Source organism: Clostridioides sp. LIBA-6622 (assembly GCF_056716095.1).
The window spans coordinates 1,306,862-1,323,385 of record NZ_CP196998.1; the positions used below are offsets into that span (position 1 = coordinate 1,306,862).

At 29.1% G+C, this 16,524-nt stretch carries 13 protein-coding genes and 1 other annotated feature; of the genes, 12 read left to right on the forward strand and 1 reads right to left on the reverse strand.

What is annotated here, in order from left to right; genetic code table 11:
• The first annotated feature begins 6 nt into the window (after positions 1-6).
• The 10 genes from nifS to ACTG47_RS06360 all read left to right on the forward strand — a co-directional run bounded on the left by nifS (position 7) and on the right by ACTG47_RS06360 (position 13,318).
• A complete protein-coding gene (gene nifS, locus ACTG47_RS06315) occupies positions 7-1,200 on the forward strand; it encodes a cysteine desulfurase NifS (protein ID WP_021384067.1) in 1,194 nt (397 codons plus the stop codon).
• A gap of 53 nt (positions 1,201-1,253) precedes the next feature.
• On the forward strand, positions 1,254-1,694 hold the full coding sequence (nifU, locus tag ACTG47_RS06320) for a Fe-S cluster assembly scaffold protein NifU (protein ID WP_054269774.1): 441 nt from the start codon (positions 1,254-1,256) through the stop codon (positions 1,692-1,694).
• Positions 1,695-2,016: 322 nt separating this feature from the next.
• On the forward strand, positions 2,017-4,851 hold the full coding sequence (locus ACTG47_RS06325; RefSeq protein ID WP_479926511.1) for a cell wall-binding repeat-containing protein: 2,835 nt from the start codon (positions 2,017-2,019) through the stop codon (positions 4,849-4,851).
• 149 nt (positions 4,852-5,000) lie between these two features.
• Complete coding sequence (gene mnmA / locus ACTG47_RS06330) at positions 5,001-6,080, forward strand: tRNA 2-thiouridine(34) synthase MnmA (RefSeq protein WP_479926512.1); 1,080 nt, start codon at positions 5,001-5,003, stop codon at positions 6,078-6,080.
• A 142-nt stretch (positions 6,081-6,222) separates the two neighbouring features.
• Positions 6,223-6,462: a binding site (T-box leader), on the forward strand.
• 67 nt (positions 6,463-6,529) lie between these two features.
• Positions 6,530-9,169, forward strand: coding sequence for an alanine--tRNA ligase (gene alaS, locus ACTG47_RS06335; RefSeq protein ID WP_479926513.1), 2,640 nt, complete (start codon positions 6,530-6,532; stop codon positions 9,167-9,169).
• 24 nt (positions 9,170-9,193) lie between these two features.
• A complete protein-coding gene (locus tag ACTG47_RS06340; RefSeq protein WP_003419418.1) occupies positions 9,194-9,451 on the forward strand; it encodes an IreB family regulatory phosphoprotein in 258 nt (85 codons plus the stop codon).
• 9 nt (positions 9,452-9,460) lie between these two features.
• Positions 9,461-11,632 carry a hypothetical protein gene (locus tag ACTG47_RS06345; RefSeq protein WP_479926514.1) on the forward strand — a complete coding sequence of 724 codons (2,172 nt, stop codon included), beginning with the start codon at positions 9,461-9,463 and terminating at the stop codon, positions 11,630-11,632.
• Between the two features lie 153 nt (positions 11,633-11,785).
• Positions 11,786-12,211 (forward strand): Holliday junction resolvase RuvX, encoded by a 426-nt coding sequence (ruvX, locus tag ACTG47_RS06350; RefSeq protein ID WP_169465671.1) that lies wholly within the window; start codon positions 11,786-11,788, stop codon positions 12,209-12,211.
• A gap of 77 nt (positions 12,212-12,288) precedes the next feature.
• The gene (locus tag ACTG47_RS06355; RefSeq protein WP_021384007.1) at positions 12,289-12,576 is read left to right on the forward strand and encodes a DUF1292 domain-containing protein; all 288 of its coding nucleotides are present in this window, start codon (positions 12,289-12,291) and stop codon (positions 12,574-12,576) included.
• A gap of 283 nt (positions 12,577-12,859) precedes the next feature.
• A complete protein-coding gene (locus ACTG47_RS06360) occupies positions 12,860-13,318 on the forward strand; it encodes a Fur family transcriptional regulator (protein ID WP_169465669.1) in 459 nt (152 codons plus the stop codon).
• Between the two features lie 116 nt (positions 13,319-13,434).
• On the opposite strand, the gene ACTG47_RS06365 is transcribed toward ACTG47_RS06360, so the two are convergent.
• Entirely contained in the window at positions 13,435-14,172 is a 738-nt protein-coding gene (locus ACTG47_RS06365) for a metal-dependent hydrolase (RefSeq protein ID WP_479926515.1), read from the reverse strand.
• A gap of 216 nt (positions 14,173-14,388) precedes the next feature.
• Between ACTG47_RS06365 and ACTG47_RS06370 the strand changes: the two genes are divergently transcribed.
• Together ACTG47_RS06370 and ACTG47_RS06375 are read left to right on the forward strand one after the other, a co-directional pair.
• Positions 14,389-16,065: a ribonuclease J gene (locus tag ACTG47_RS06370; protein ID WP_169465754.1), complete on the forward strand. Its 1,677-nt coding sequence runs from the start codon at positions 14,389-14,391 to the stop codon at positions 16,063-16,065.
• A gap of 206 nt (positions 16,066-16,271) precedes the next feature.
• Positions 16,272-16,472 (forward strand): CD1290 family small acid-soluble spore protein, encoded by a 201-nt coding sequence (locus ACTG47_RS06375; RefSeq protein ID WP_169465665.1) that lies wholly within the window; start codon positions 16,272-16,274, stop codon positions 16,470-16,472.
• Positions 16,473-16,524 lie beyond the last annotated feature (52 nt).

Here is a 16,524-nt window from a genome sequence, read left to right on the forward strand (position 1 = left end):
AATGTAATGGAAAAAAGAAGATTGTATATGGATTATTCTGCAACAACACCTGTTAAAAAAGAAGTATTAGATGCAATGATGCCATACTTAACAGATTATTTTGGTAATGCATCTAGTTTTCACACATTCGGAAGAGAAGCAAAAGATGCATTAGATAAAGCAAGAGAACAAGTAGCAGACCTTATAAACGCTGAACCTAGTGAAGTGTATTTTACAGCTGGTGGTTCAGAAAGTGACAACTGGACATTAGAAGGTGTAGCTTATGCTAATAAAAATAAAGGCAATCATATAATAACTTCAAAGATAGAGCACCATGCGATACTTCATACATGTGAATACTTAGCAAAACATCACGGATTTGAAATAACTTATTTGGATGTTGATAGTGAAGGAAAAGTAGATTTAAAGGAATTAGAAGATTCAATAAAAGATACTACTATACTTATAAGTATAATGTTTGCAAATAATGAAATAGGAACTATACAACCTATTAAAGAAATATCTGAGATAGCTAAAAAACACAAGATATTATTCCACACTGATGCAGTACAAGCTACAGGTAATATTCCAGTAGATGTTAAAGAGCTAGGAATAGACTTGATGAGTATGTCTTCACATAAAATATATGGACCAAAGGGTGTAGGAGCTTTATACATAAGAAAAGGTGTAAGACTTCATAACTTTGTCCATGGTGGAGCACAAGAAAAAAGTAAGAGAGCTGGTACAGAAAATATACCTGCAATAGTTGGGTATGGGAAAGCAGCAGAATTAGCTAAAGCAAATATGCAAAATCATGTAGAGACTTTAACTCGTCTTAGAAATAAGCTAATAGATGGCGTGTTAGAAAGAATACCTTATACAAGAATAAATGGTAGTTTAGAAAATAGACTTCCGGGAAATGCAAACTTTGCATTCCAATTTATAGAAGGGGAAGGAATACTTTTATTATTAGATATGCTAGGAATTGCTGGTTCAAGTGGTTCTGCTTGTACTTCTGGTTCATTAGACCCTTCACATGTGCTTCTTGCAATAGGTTTACCACATGAAATAGCACATGGTTCATTAAGACTTACAGTTGGAGATTTTACAACAGATGATGATATAGATTATATATTAGAAAATTTACCAAATGTTATAGAGAGACTTAGAAGTATGTCACCACTTTATGATGATGCAAAGAAACAAGGCCTAGTAAAATAGACAGAGAGAAAAAACATAAAAAATAGACATAAATTGAGTAGGAGGAAAAAATAATGCAATATAGTGATAAAGTTATGGAACATTTTATGAATCCAAGAAATATGGGAGAAATTGATAATGCAAGTGGTGTAGGTGAAGTTGGAAACCCTACTTGTGGAGATATAATGAAGATATTTTTAGACATAGAAGGAGATGTAATAAAGGATGTTAAGTTTAAAACATTCGGCTGTGGTTCAGCTATAGCAAGTTCTTCTATGGCAACTGAAATGATAAAAGGTAGAACTATAAAAGATGCATTAGAACTTACAAATAAAGCTGTTGCTGAAGCATTAGATGGTTTACCACCAGTAAAGATGCACTGTTCAGTTCTAGCAGAACAAGCTGTAAAAGCAGCACTTATAGATTATGCTCAAAAGAACAATATCCATATACCAGAACTGGATGGGTATGTTATAGATGATGCTCATGACCATGATGTAGAGGAAGAAGAATAAAAAGGAATAATTTTCCAAAAATCAGTTTAAAACGCTTTTAAAAAAGTGTATAATGATATAGTAAGAAAAAATAGCCGTTTTCACGAAAATGGCTATTTTTTATTGCGTAAATTCCTTGTTTTAGCCCGTTTTATAAATTAATTTAATAATAAAAAATATACACTTCTATAATATCTAAACAATAATAATATCATAAATCCCAGTAAATCAATTGTTTAGAGGTATTTCATATATAAATATATTTCCAAAAAATTTATTTAAAAATGCTATTTTCGTGAAAAAGGCACATTTAAAATAAAAAATACTATTAGGGGGAAAAATTATGAAAATACCAAAAAGGATAGCAGCAATTCTTACTATATCATTAGTAGCTAGTAGTTTAACAGCAATCACATCAAATGCTCAAACAAACAATGATACGCTTAAAGGCTCTGGTAGATGGGAAACTGCTATACAAATAAGTAAAAAAGGATGGGATACATCAAAAAACGTAATATTAGTAAATGACAATACTATAGTAGATGCGTTGACTGCAACTCCTTTTGCAGGTTCTAAAAATGCACCAATTCTTTTAACACAAAATAATAAATTAGATGATAGAACTAAGGCTGAAATAATAAGGTTAAAAGCAGAAAAAGTATATTTGATAGGTGGAGCAAAAACTTTGGGTTCAGAAGTAGAATCCCAATTAAAATCTCTAAAAGTTGATACAGAGAGAATATCTGGAAATGATAGGTATCAAACTTCTTTAGAAATAGCTAAAAAATTAGATGAATCTCTTGGAAGAAAAACAACCAGTAATATTTCAAAAATAGTTGTAGTTAATGGGGAAAAAGGTTTAGCTGATGCAGTAAGTGTGGGAGCAGCAGCAGCTCAAAATAAAATGCCAATAATACTTTCTAGTCCGAATGAAGGTATAAAATTATCAAGTCAATTTATAAAAGAAAAAGGCATAAAAACATCTTATGTAATTGGTGGTGTAAAGTCAATTTCAGAAGCAACAAAAAATACTTTACCTAGTCCTAAAAGAGTATCAGGAAATGATAGAAATGAAACTAATGCTGCAGTTATAAGCGGTTTATATGAAACAAAAGAGTTGAAAAATGCATATGTAACAAAAGATGGTATGAATAAGCAGGGTGACCTTATAGACTCATTAGCAGTAGGTTCATTGGCAGCAAAAAATAATTCACCAGTAGTTTTAGTAGGAAACAAATTAAATGAAGAACAAGAAAAAGTATTGAATACTAAAAGTCTAAAAACAATCACACAGGTTGGTGGCTCAGGTAATGAAAGTGCTTTTTCTGAAATAAAAAAATCACAATCTACAACAGTATATGAAGTTAAAACTTTAGAAGAATTGAAAACAGCTTTAGCTAAAGCTGATGCAAATGATGTTATAAATGTTAAACCATCAGGAGCTATATCAAATGACTTATCATTGAGTACCAATAATTCAATTTCTGTAAATTTAAATGGTACATATACAGGGACTATAGTAGTGACTGCTCCAAATGCAGATATAGTTAATAAAGGTACAATAAGTAAAGTATTAGTTAAAGACAGTAAGGGTGGAACAATAATAAATGAAAGTGGAGCAAAAATAGAAAAAGTAGAGATACAAAATAATTCTAGTAATGTTGTAGTTAAGAATAATGGTAAAATAACAAATATAAAAAATGATGCAGCAGGAACTAATATAAAAAATGAAGGGACAATAACTGATAAAGTGGAAGGTTCTCAGACTCCAAGTATAGATGGTACTAAACCAGGAGGAAGTTCATCTGGGGGTTCTTCATCAAGTGGAGGAAGTTCAAGTGGTGGTTCATCTGTAAAAGACAAATTAATAACATCAATAACAGCACTTGAAGATTCAATAAAGAATCAAAATGTAGAAAATGGAACAGAATTAAGTAGATTAAACTTGCCCAAAGAGTTATCAGCAACCGTATCTGGAGTAGCTAATACTAAAGTAGGGGTAACATGGAAAAGTATACCAGAGTACAGTTCTACAACACCAGGAATATATATATTCAATGCCAATTTATCAAGTGGATATAAATTATCAGAAGGAGTATCACTACCAAGTATTATAGTAAAAGTGGCTGAACCTGTTAAAATTGAAACGATAAAAATTACTGATGCTGATACATTAGAAAAAGCTCTCGATTTACAAGAAGATGGTCAAATCTGGCAAATAGATGGACAAATAAATATTAAAAAGCCAGTTGTTATACATAAAAAAATAATTATAAATGGTATTAATAATGCTGAGTTAATGAAATCTGTAGAATTTACTGACACTATACCAGGATATGAAAATATAGTGACATTAGATAGAATAGATAATGTAGAAATAAATAATCTAAAAGTAACAGGTTTAGATTCTGATAGGTTAAATAAATCAGGAATGCATATTTATTTGTCACAAAATATTAAATTAAATAATGTAACTTTGAATAATAATAAGGGAGCAGGTCTAATAGTAAATGGGTCATCAGTTACAGCTTCAAATCTTGAAACAAGTGGAAATGGATGGTATGGAGTAAATATAGAATATGTAAAAGCAGATGGTGTTGTAAGTGAAACTAATGCAAACTTAACTTTAACAGATAATTGTAATATAAGTGAATATACTCCAATACAAACAGATAATTATGATAAAGATAAAGTAATTGTTAATGGATTTGGAGATTGCACAATATTACAAGGTTCAAAAACTGTTACTTGGGGTAAAGCTTCTATAACTATGAGTGAACTTAATAATATAACAAAAGAAAATAAGATAGATGAAAATCAAGATGGTAGTATACCTAAATTTGAAAATATAGAAGATAGAGCATCAGTAGATATTGCACTAAAAAAAGGTAAAAATAATTATCAGAATGTAAGAGTACAAATAAAAGAGGTAGATGGTTCAGATAGCTTAGAGGGAATACAATTAATTGCCCAAGATAGCAATAAAAATTGGTTTAACATAGTAAAAACAGGATGGGGACCAATGGCAGGATTCTCATTGCAAGATGCAACAACATCAGTTTATCTAGTTGGAAATACAGAAGGTACTTATAAAGTAAAAATACAACTAGTTGATGTCAATAATTCAAATAAAGTAATAACAGAAACAACTGCATCAGTAAAGGTAGTCAATAATTAGTAAATAAAAGATTAACCTTAAATCTTCTAAAATTACTTAATAATATTATTTTTTTTAGAAAATAGAGTAAGCTATATTTTAAATAAATACAATGCTTGCTCTATATGGTATAATAATAAGTAATGCAAAAGATGAGGTGAAATTTGTTTATGAATAAAAAAGTAATGATAGGTATGAGTGGAGGAGTGGATAGCTCTGTAGCTGCATATCTTTTAAAACAACAAGGGTATGATGTCATTGGTGTTACTATGAAATTGTGGCAAGATGATGACGATGTTGAAAATGAAGGTGGTTGTTGCTCTTTATCAGCAGTTGAAGATGCTAGAAGAGTAGCAAATAAAATAGGTATACCATTTTATGTTCTAAATTTTAGAGAAGTATTTAAAGAAAAAGTAATAGATTATTTTATAGATGAATATTTAGAAGGAAAAACTCCTAATCCTTGTATAGCTTGTAATAAACATATAAAATTTGATGATTTTTATAAAAAAGCTAGACAAATAGGTTGTGATTATGTAGCTACAGGTCACTATGCAAAGATAGAAAAGGATGAAAGTACAGGAAGATATTTGCTAAAAAAATCTGTTACAGATAAAAAAGACCAAACTTATGCACTTTATAATCTTACACAGGAACAACTAGAACATACTTTATTGCCAATAGGTGATTATGAAAAAGATAGGGTAAGAGAAATTGCTAAAGAAATGGGCATGGCAGTTCATAATAAGCCTGATAGTCAAGAAATTTGCTTTGTAAAAGATAATGACTATGCAAATTATGTAAAAAAACATTCTAAAAAACGTATTGAAGAAGGTTTTTTTGTAGATACTAAAGGAAATATACTTGGAAAACACAAGGGTATACTATATTATACAATAGGTCAAAGAAAAGGACTTGGAATTACTTTTGGAAAGCCAATGTTTGTAATAGATATAAATCCAATAAATAATACTATAGTTCTTGGAGACAATGAAGAATTGTTCAAAAAAGAACTTATTGCAAAAAATGTTAACTTTATATCAATAGATAAATTAGAAGAACCATTAAGAGTTCAAGCAAAAATAAGATATTCAGCAAAACCATCACCAGCAACTATTCATAAAGTAGGAGAAGATACTATTAAAATAGTTTTTGATGAATCTCAAAGGGCTATTACTAAAGGTCAATCTGTGGTAATGTATGATGGAGATATTGTAGTAGGTGGCGGAATAATCGAGAAAAGTTTATAAAAACGTCTAAAAAATTAAAAAAATAAATAAAAAAGTATATTAAAGTGGAATAAAGTTTATAAAATAAAATTATTATATATGAAAATATAGTATTGATTAATTTTGTAAAATTTAGTAATATAATTAGTATATTAATTAAAAAGCAAATACAGTGATAAGGAATAGTAAAATATTTGATGTCTTACAGAGAGAGGGAAAATGCTGGAAGCCCTTAGAATATAATATTTGAAGCAGCCTTTTAGTAGCAATCTTGAAAAATTTATCTTATGTAAAGAAGATAAAAGTAGAGATTGACGGTAGTTACGTTATAGCTAAGGTTTTCCGAAGATATCATAGTTTTTATGATAATTAGGGTGGTACCGCGATTGTCCTCGCCCCTATAAATTTATTTATAGGGACGAGGTTTTTTATTTAAACGAAAAAATAAAATTTATTAGGAGGAACATAATATGGAAAAGATGGGATTAAACGAAATAAGAAGTAAGTTTTTAGAGTTTTTTGAGTCAAAAGGTCATTATGTAGCAAATAGTTATTCTTTAGTACCAAACAATGATAAGAGTTTATTACTTATAAATTCAGGTATGGCACCTTTGAAAAACTATTTTTCAGGTGTAGAAGTACCTCCAAATGTAAGAATGTGTACATCTCAAAAATGTATAAGAACTGGAGACATAGAAAATGTAGGTATAACTGCAAGACATGCTACATTCTTTGAAATGATGGGTAACTTCTCATTTGGAGATTACTTTAAAAGAGAGTCAATCAAATGGGGATGGGAATTTGTTACAGAATGGTTAAATATACCAGAGGATAAGATATGGGTAACTGTATATGAGGAAGATGATGATTCTTATGATATATGGGCAAAAGAAATGAATTTTCCAGAAGAAAGAATGGTTAAGCTTGGTAAAGATGATAACTTCTGGGAAATAGGTACAGGTCCTTGTGGTCCTTGTTCAGAAATTTATTTTGATAGAGGAGAAGAGTATGGATGTGATAATCCAGATTGTAAACCAGGGTGTGATTGCGACCGTTATTTGGAATTCTGGAACCATGTATTTACTCAATTTGATAGAGATGAAGAAGGAAACTATAGCTTATTAGAAAGTAAAAATATAGATACAGGTATGGGTCTTGAAAGAATGGGATGTATCATGCAAGGTGTTGATACTATCTTTGAAGTAGATACAATTAAGTCTATATTAGAAGCTGTTGAGAAATTAACAGGAGTAAAATATGGAGAGAATCCAAAAAATGATATATCACTAAGAATAATAACTGACCATATAAGAGCTGTAACATTTTTAGTTAGTGATGGAGTACTTCCATCAAATGAAGGAAGAGGATATGTCCTTAGAAGACTTCTTAGACGTGCTGCTCGTCATGGTAAATTATTAGGTGTAAAAGAATTATTTTTACAAAAACTAATAGATGAAGTTATAAAAGTAAATGATAAAGCATATCCAGTTTTAGTTGAAAAAGAAAGCTATATTAAAAAAGTAGTTGGAATAGAAGAAGAAAAATTCAATGAAACTATAGACCAAGGAACAGAAATATTAAACTCTTATATAGAAGTATTAAAAAATGAAGGAAAAACTGTTTTAAGTGGTCAAGAAGCTTTTAAATTATATGATACTTATGGCTTCCCTATAGACTTGACTAAAGAAATTTTAGAAGAAGAACATTTATCTGTAGATGAAGAAGCTTTTAATGAAGAAATGGAAAAACAAAAAGAAAGAGCTAGAAATGCTAGAGGAAATATGGATGGAGAAAGCTGGAAGGAAGACCCTCTATCAAAATTAGAATCTACAGTTGACAGTATATTTAATGGATATAGTGAAATATATGGTGAAGGAACTATTGAAGCTATAGTTAAAGATGATGAATTAGTTCAAAGTGCAGAAGAAGGAGATAAGGTATCTATAGTACTAGACAATACTACTTTCTATCCTGAGGGTGGAGGACAAGTTGGAGATTGTGGATTAATAACTAATGAAAACCTAGTTGTAGAAGTACTAAATACTAAAAAAGGAGCTAATAATAGTATAAAACATATAGGTATAATAAAATCAGGAAAAATCAGCAATGGAGATAAAGTGAAGACACTAGTAGATGGAGAAATTAGAATGGCAGCTGCAAGAAATCACAGTGCTACACATTTACTTCATAAGGCATTAAAAGAAGTATTGGGAGACCATGTTAATCAGGCTGGTTCTCTAGTTACACCAGAAAGGCTTAGATTTGATATTACTCACTTTGAAGCTATATCAAATGAAGAATTAAAAGTAATAGAAGAAAAAGTAAATAATGTTATTTTATCATCTTTAGACATAAAATGTGATATTATGAATATAAAAGAAGCTAAGGAAAAAGGAGCTACAGCACTATTTGGTGAAAAATATGGTGATGAGGTAAGAGTAGTCTCTATGGGAGAGTATTCTACAGAACTTTGTGGAGGAACTCACTTGACAAATACTTCTCAAGTAGGAATGTTCAAAATATTATCTGAAGGTGGGGTAGCAGCAGGTATAAGAAGGATAGAAGCAATAACAGGAAAAGCTGTTTATGAATATCTAAATGAAAGAGACGGAATTATTTCTGAAGTTTGTGTAACATTAAAATCTAAGGAAGATAATTTAATTCAAAGAATAAGCTCTTTATTAGAAGAAAATAAAAATTTATCTAAAGAATTGCATGATATGAAAGCTAAGATGAGTTTACAATCAGCTGATTCTATTTTTGATTCTAAGGTTGAAGTAAATGGAGTTAATTTAATAACTAATAAATTTGAAGGTATGGATATGGATACACTAAGAGAAACAGCAGATAATCTAAGAGATAAGCTTGGTTCTGGTGTAGTGGTACTAGCAAATGTAGTAGATGATAAAGTTAACTTTGTGGTTACTGCAACTAAAGATGTATTAGACAAAGGAATACATTCAGGTAATATTGTTAGAGAAGTTGCAAAAATAGCTGGAGGAAAAGGAGGAGGAAGACCTAATATGGCACAAGCAGGAGCTAGTGATGTATCTAAGGTTGACCAAGCTTTAAGCTATGCAAGTGAGGTTGTTAAGACACAAGTTAAATAACATTCACTTAAGGAGGTTTTTAATTTGGAAAAAGATTTAGACTACACTATGAAATTTGAAGGAATACCAGAAGATAGAATGAGTGTAGGAGACACTATTGATTTTGTATATAAAGCACTAGTTGAAAAAGGATATAACCCTATAAATCAAATTATAGGGTATCTCCTTTCTGGTGATTCTAGCTATATAACTAGTCACAAAAATGCAAGAGCTATAATTAAAAAATTTGAAAGAGATGAGATACTTGAAGAAGTAATCACGCACTATCTGAATAGAAAGTAGGTCAAATAAATGAGAAAAAAGATTATGTCATTGTTTGCAGTAGTCATTATGATTTTTGTATCGACTGCCAGCTATAGTTTTGCTGAAAAAAAAGGCAAGGTTATATTTATTGATATGAATAGGACTAATCTTGGAAGTATGATGAATATTCCAATCTTAAAAAACGAGCTAGAAAAGAGAGGTTATATAGCTCTCATGAATATAAGAGGGGATCAAGGTACTGATGATAGAAGGTCTTATGCAAGTATGGGTGCAGGAACAAGAGCTAGTGTAACTGATGAAGACTATATCAATTTTCAAAAAGTAGACCAAGATACTGCTAAAGTTTTTGAAATTGCAACAGGTCAAAAAGCTAAAGAAATAAATGATTTAAGTATTAATAAATCCATAAACGAAAATCTTGAGTATGGAGAATATGGAGCAAGCTTAGGTTCATTAGGAAAAACTTTGTCAGAAAATGGCTTAAAGACATCTGTGATTGGAAATTCTGATATTATTGAAAATAATCAAGTAATTAAAAATAGAAATCTATGTTTAGTTGCGATGGACCAATATGGAAGAATTGATTCAGGTAATATTGATGATATTAATAAAAAAGATTCAAAAATGCCATTTGGAATGTCTACAGACTATAATAAGTTATTAGATGAGACTAAAAAATCTTATAATAATAGTGATGCTATATTTGTGGAACTTGGAGATACATACAGATTAGATATGTATAGATTGAATCTAAATGATAATACTTATGCTACAATGAAGAAAAACATTGTAAAAAATATAAATAAGTATCTTGAGCAAGTATTTTCTATGGTTGGAGAAAATGACACTGTTTATATATCAAGTGCTTTTCCAAGTGATTTAGATTATAAAAATAAAAGAAGACTTTCTCCAATAATAAAATTTAGTGGGGAAGGGAAAGGTCTATTGGAATCTGCAACAACAAGAAAAGCAGGGATTGTCGCAAATCTAGATGTTGGTGTAGATATACTAAATGAATTTAGTCTTAAAAATAAAGAGATGGTAGGTAGAAGTTACACTTTGGTAAACAAAGAAGACAATGCCAGTTATCTTAAATCACTTTATGAAAGAATAGTATCTATATCTTCAATAAGGTCAAGTATTATAAATGGATTTGTAGGAGTGATATCTGCTTCTTGGGTAATTGCAATGTTTGCAGTTTTCTTTAGAAATTACATGCCACATAAAGAGCGTGTATTCAAAGTACTTAAAGAGTTTATAAAATTGGGTATAATAATGCCATTGTCATTTATGTTAGCTCCTTTGATGAATTTTAAAACTCCACTTTCAATATCTTTAGGGATATTTGCTACAACATTAATATTATACTTACTGGGTAGAAAATTATTTAAAGACAATGATATAAAACACATGGGATTTTTCGCAGCTCTTACTATTTTGGTCATAGTTATAGATTCTGTATTTGGAACATACTTAATGCAAAATAACATAATGAGTTATGATGCTGTTATTGGAGCTAGATACTATGGTGTAGGAAATGAATATGAAGGTGTAACTATTGCAAGTGCAATATTTGGTCTAGCAGTATTATTACATTACAAGAAGGTATCTAAGTTACTTGTTGTAATTTTTTCATTAATAATACTTATAACTAGTGCATATCCTTCAATGGGCGCAAATGTTGGTGGAGCTATATCAGAATGTGTAGCATATTTATTGTTTATAATGCTTATATATGATATTAAATTAGATTTTAAGAAAGTCATATTACTGGCTGTATCAGCTGTGGTTGTTGTTTGTGCATTTGCAGCTTTAGATATAGTTTCAGGTAGTGAATCTCATTTAGGCATGTTTGTACAGAGAATTTTCCTAAATGGGCCAGGAGAGATATTACAGACATTTGGAAGAAAGATTCAAATGAATATGCAATTAGCACAGACAAGTGTATGGGTAAATATTTTACTTGTAGGAATTGGAGTAATTGCAGTACTTATATTCAAGCCATCTAGACACTTTAGGAAGATAATGAACAACTTCCCAATTTTATTTAAAGGTTTTATTGCATCTATGGTTGGTTGTATAATTACTCTTTTAGTTAACGATTCTGGTATAGTTGCTGCATCTACAGCATCTATATATATACTTATACCACTTATAATAATAAGTATAAATATGATAATATTTGAAAAAAATAACTAAAGAATTTTTTACTGTTTATATACTATTTAAATAGAAAATGCAATATGATTACTAATGTAAACTGAATAGTTTACATCAAAAAATCATATTGCAATTTTTATGATTGATAATATGTATTTAACTTGTAGAATATAAATAAACAAAGGAGGAATTATGTTAGACGGAAGAATAATGGGGCTTGATGTTGGTGATAAAACTATTGGAGTTGCTGTGAGTGATTTAATGGGATTAACTGCACAAGGTGTAAAAACAATAAGAAGAGTTGGCAAGAAAAAAGATATTGAAGAAATAAAAGCATTAATAAAAGAAAAACAAGTAAATAAAATTGTATCAGGATTGCCAAAAAATATGAATGGAACTTTAGGTCCACAAGGAGAAAAAGTAATCAAGTTTTGTGAGTTATTAAAAGAAGAAACAGGTCTTGATGTAGATTTTTGGGATGAGAGACTTTCTACAGTAGCAGCAGAGAGGTCTTTATTAGAGGCAGATGTAAGTAGACAAAAGAGAAAAAAGGTTATAGATATGTTAGCAGCAGTAATAATTTTACAAGGATATTTAGATTTTAAAATAAATTCATAAAAGAGCTATAAAATTGAATACTTATGATATATAATATAAATAATAAAAATAAAAATAAATTTGAGGTGAATGACATTATGGAAGAAAATATAATAAATTTAATAGACGAAAATGGCGTTGAAAGCCAATTTGAAATAATATTAACATTAGAAGCAGAAGGAAAAGAGTATGCAATATTAATGCCTTTAGATGATGAAGAGGCTGAAGAAGCTTTAATCTTTAGAATCGATGAAGATGAAGAAGGTGAAATCTTAATACCTTTAGAAAGTGATGAAGAGTATGAAACTGTTGTAGCTGTATATACAGCTATAATGGAAGAAGAAGGTTTAAATTACGACGAAGATGATTCAAATGGACTTAACTAGATAAAGAATTAAGTTTGTATATAAAAATTCAGGTATTTATTATTTTTGCTTTAATTAAGACGTATTAATTATAAAAAGCATTTATAGTATATATCTGTTTTTTTATTTTTTATTAAAAATATTAAAAAATTTATAGATTTTGGTGAATAATATATCTTTTATGGGTATATATTTATATTGTGAGAATAAATTAAATTTTTTCAAATGTCTTGACAAAAAATGAATTATCAATTACAATATTATTTAATAAAGATTATCAATTGAAAATAGTAAGGGTGATGTTATGGCAAACACAATGGATTTATTAAAAGACAAGTTAAAAGAAACTGGTTTTAAGATTACGCCACAAAGAAGAGCAATAGTTGAAATATTGCTTAAACATGACCATTCACATCTAAGTAGTGAAGAAATCTATGATTTGGTTAGGGTTGACTGTCCTGAAATAGGTTTAGCTACTGTATATAGAACAATGCAGTTGTTGGATGAAATAGGATTAATATCAAAACTAAACTTAGACGATGGATGTATAAGATATGAGATTAGTCTACATAAAGAAGACTGTCATAATCATCATCATCTTATTTGTAAAAATTGTGGAAAAATAATGGAAGTTAAAGAAGACCTTTTAGACAATATAGAAAAAGAGATACAATCATTGTACAAATTTAAAATACTTGATCATGATGTTAAATTTTATGGACTATGTGATGAGTGTAATGGAATAAGCGACTCAGAAGAATAACCTTCTATTGCTTAATGTCAATGGAAGAATAGTATAGAACTTTTATATTCTATGCTATTCTTCCATTTTTTATTATGAATCGGTTATGATATACAAATACATAGGTTTTGAAGTGTTTATAATTTTAATATTGAAAATACAATAAACCCTATAAGTATGAAAATAAATGATTTTTCTATAAAATTACTAAATGGACCTCCAACCGTTAAAAAACCTAAAGAAATTTTTTTCTCACTTAACGGATAAAAAATTGGTATTCCTTGTTTTGTAAATAAATCTCCTAAAAACATGTGGCTTGCATAACCAAGTGTCCCATAAAAAGATAAATTATTAATACTAGTGATTAATTCTATCTGTTTTAGTAAAAAATATATTATTATAGTTGCAAATATACTATGAGAAAAACTTCTGTGCTTCAACCAGGGAAAAATTGACAACATTAGACAAAAAATTGTAAAATATATTTCAACTTCTATGATGTATAAGCATATAGCTAATAGTATAAATATTAATGATAGAAAGATTTTTCTAAGAAGCGTGTGGGTTAATTTTGCTTCAATAATTATAATTGCAATAAATGTAATTATTGCACTTAAATAAAAATTATCATTTATATTTATTGAAATAAAGAAAATAATAATATTAACAGCATATATAAAAATTCTATATATGTATTTGGATATATTGTTTTTTAGAATGAAATTTGAAACCATAGAATTAGATTTATCCAAATCGGGTAGTACTGCAAAAGTAGCTGAAACTAAAATGTCAACTAAAGATATAGGAATTTTAAATATTAAAGACGTTTGGATAGCTGTTAAGATTCCTATTGCACAATGAGTTTTACCACGCATAAATCCCCCTAAAATATCCGATATTAAATCATATAATATTTAGAGGATATCAAAATAAAATAGGTTTGTCAAAATAATACGTTAAATGTATTTTAAATATAGCTTAAAATATGATACGAATTATGGTACAATAAGAATAACTGGTAGCGAGTGCGTGATTTGATATTATTTAGAATTGTAGAACGTGTTAAAAAATTAAATAGACAGAAGGAGATGATGCAATTGTTCAAAAAGAACACCAATAAGATAAAGGTAATGGCCTTAGGTGGACTTAACGAAGTTGGGAAAAATATGACTGTTGTTGAGTATAAAGATGAAATAATTGTTATAGATGCTGGACTTAGTTTTCCAGAAGATGAAATGTTAGGAGTAGATATAGTTATACCAGATATAACTTATTTAGTCAAAAATAGGGATAAGATAAAGGGTATATTTATTACACATGGACATGAAGACCATATAGGGGCTCTTCCATATATACTAAAGAAGATAAATGTACCTGTGTATGGAGCAAGACTTAGTATAGGTCTTATACAAGTGAAACTTAAAGAGCATAAGATGAATAATGTTAAGTTAAATGTCATAACTCCAAGACAAGTTATAAAACTTGATAACATGGAAGTAGAGTTTTTGAAAAATAATCATAGTATACCAGATGCTTACTCTATTGCAGTACACACAGACCAGGGTATAATATACCACACAGGAGACTTTAAGATTGATTTGACTCCTATTGATGGTGATGTTATGGATATGCATAGAATCTGTGAGTTAAGCAAAAAAGGAGTTCTTTTAATGCTGGCTGATAGTACTAATGCAGAAAAACCAGGGTTTACTATGTCTGAAAAGACTGTTGGAGTAGGTCTTGATGAATTATTTGCAAAAGGTAATGGCAGAAGAATTATAGTTGCTACGTTTGCATCCAACATACACAGATTACAACAAATAATAAATACAGCTGAAAAGTTCAATAGAAAAGTTGCTATATCAGGTCGCTCAATGGTAAATGTAGTTGGAGTTGCAAAAGAATTAGGATATTTAGATATTTCTGATGATATGCTTATAGATTTAAATGATATATGCAAATATGAAGATAGTGAGTTAGTTATAATAACAACTGGTTCACAAGGTGAACCTATGTCAGCTCTTGCTAGAATGGCTTTTTCAGAGCACAAAAAAGTAGAAATAAAGAGTGGCGATTTAGTTATAATATCTGCTCATCCAATACCAGGAAATGAAAAATTAATATCAAGAGTAATCAATTTCTTATTTGAAAAGGGAGCAGAAGTAGTTTACAGTGACATAGCTGATATACATGTTTCTGGACATGCCTGTCAAGAAGAATTAAAGCTTATACATGCATTAGTTAGACCTAAGTTTTTTATGCCAGCTCATGGTGAATATAGAATGTTAAAAAGACATGCTGAGATAGCTGAACAACTTGGTATGGACAAAGAAAATATTTTTGTCATGCAAACAGGAGATGTTTTAGAATTAGATAAGAACTCTGCTAAAGTAGCAAATCGTATACAAACAGGAAACATATTAGTAGATGGATTAGGTGTAGGTGATGTAGGTAATATAGTATTAAGAGATAGAAAGCATTTATCAGAAGATGGTCTTATGATAGTTGTAGTAACTATTTCTAAGGATGAAGGTAAAGTTTTAGCAGGTCCAGATATAATTTCTAGAGGCTTTGTATATGTAAGAGAGTCAGAAGATTTAATGGATGGAGCAAAAGACATAATTAAGAATGTCCTAAATGAATGTGAAGAGAAAAATATTAAAGAATGGGCTTATTTAAAGAATAATATTAAAGAAAACCTAAAAGAATATTTATATCAAAAAACTAAACGAAATCCAATGATACTTCCTATAATAATGGAAGTGTAATATAAAAAACTATAAAATCGAAAATTAGACCTCTTGTAATTTTTAAAATAATATCAAAAATCCAATTGATGTTATTTTAAGAATTGCAAGAGGTCTTTTTAATTTGTGATATTGAAAAATATGTGTATTACATAAAATACCAATTATAACAATCTTTTATTAGTAAAAACTAATTATATATAAATTTTACTAATAGGAGGATTCTTATGGATAATATATCAAAACAAAATGCTATAAAAGCTTTAAAACAAACTAAGATGGAAATAGCAGGAGAATATGGAATGAATTATGAAGATGCTTTTGAAATAATAGAAAATGCATCGAATAAAGGAGTTTTAGAAGGTTATTTTAAAAAGCTTGAGAAGAAAAAAAATTTAGGTCAAGGTATATCTAGGCATTTAGAATAAAAAAAGTTAAATGTGAGAAAATAAGTTTAAATAAACTTTAAGAGGTGACATC

Coding starts and splice junctions, on each gene's coding strand:
- ACTG47_RS06370 (WP_169465754.1), top strand. CDS start 14,389: ATGCAATTGTTCAAAAAGAACACCAATAAGATAAAGGTAATGGCCTTA.
- ruvX (WP_169465671.1), top strand. CDS start 11,786: ATGTTAGACGGAAGAATAATGGGGCTTGATGTTGGTGATAAAACTATT.
- nifU (WP_054269774.1), top strand. CDS start 1,254: ATGCAATATAGTGATAAAGTTATGGAACATTTTATGAATCCAAGAAAT.
- nifS (WP_021384067.1), top strand. CDS start 7: ATGGAAAAAAGAAGATTGTATATGGATTATTCTGCAACAACACCTGTT.
- ACTG47_RS06355 (WP_021384007.1), top strand. CDS start 12,289: ATGGAAGAAAATATAATAAATTTAATAGACGAAAATGGCGTTGAAAGC.
- ACTG47_RS06360 (WP_169465669.1), top strand. CDS start 12,860: ATGGCAAACACAATGGATTTATTAAAAGACAAGTTAAAAGAAACTGGT.
- ACTG47_RS06345 (WP_479926514.1), top strand. CDS start 9,461: ATGAGAAAAAAGATTATGTCATTGTTTGCAGTAGTCATTATGATTTTT.
- ACTG47_RS06375 (WP_169465665.1), top strand. CDS start 16,272: ATGGATAATATATCAAAACAAAATGCTATAAAAGCTTTAAAACAAACT.
- alaS (WP_479926513.1), top strand. CDS start 6,530: ATGGAAAAGATGGGATTAAACGAAATAAGAAGTAAGTTTTTAGAGTTT.
- mnmA (WP_479926512.1), top strand. CDS start 5,001: ATGAATAAAAAAGTAATGATAGGTATGAGTGGAGGAGTGGATAGCTCT.
- ACTG47_RS06365 (WP_479926515.1), bottom strand. CDS start 14,172: ATGCGTGGTAAAACTCATTGTGCAATAGGAATCTTAACAGCTATCCAA.
- ACTG47_RS06325 (WP_479926511.1), top strand. CDS start 2,017: ATGAAAATACCAAAAAGGATAGCAGCAATTCTTACTATATCATTAGTA.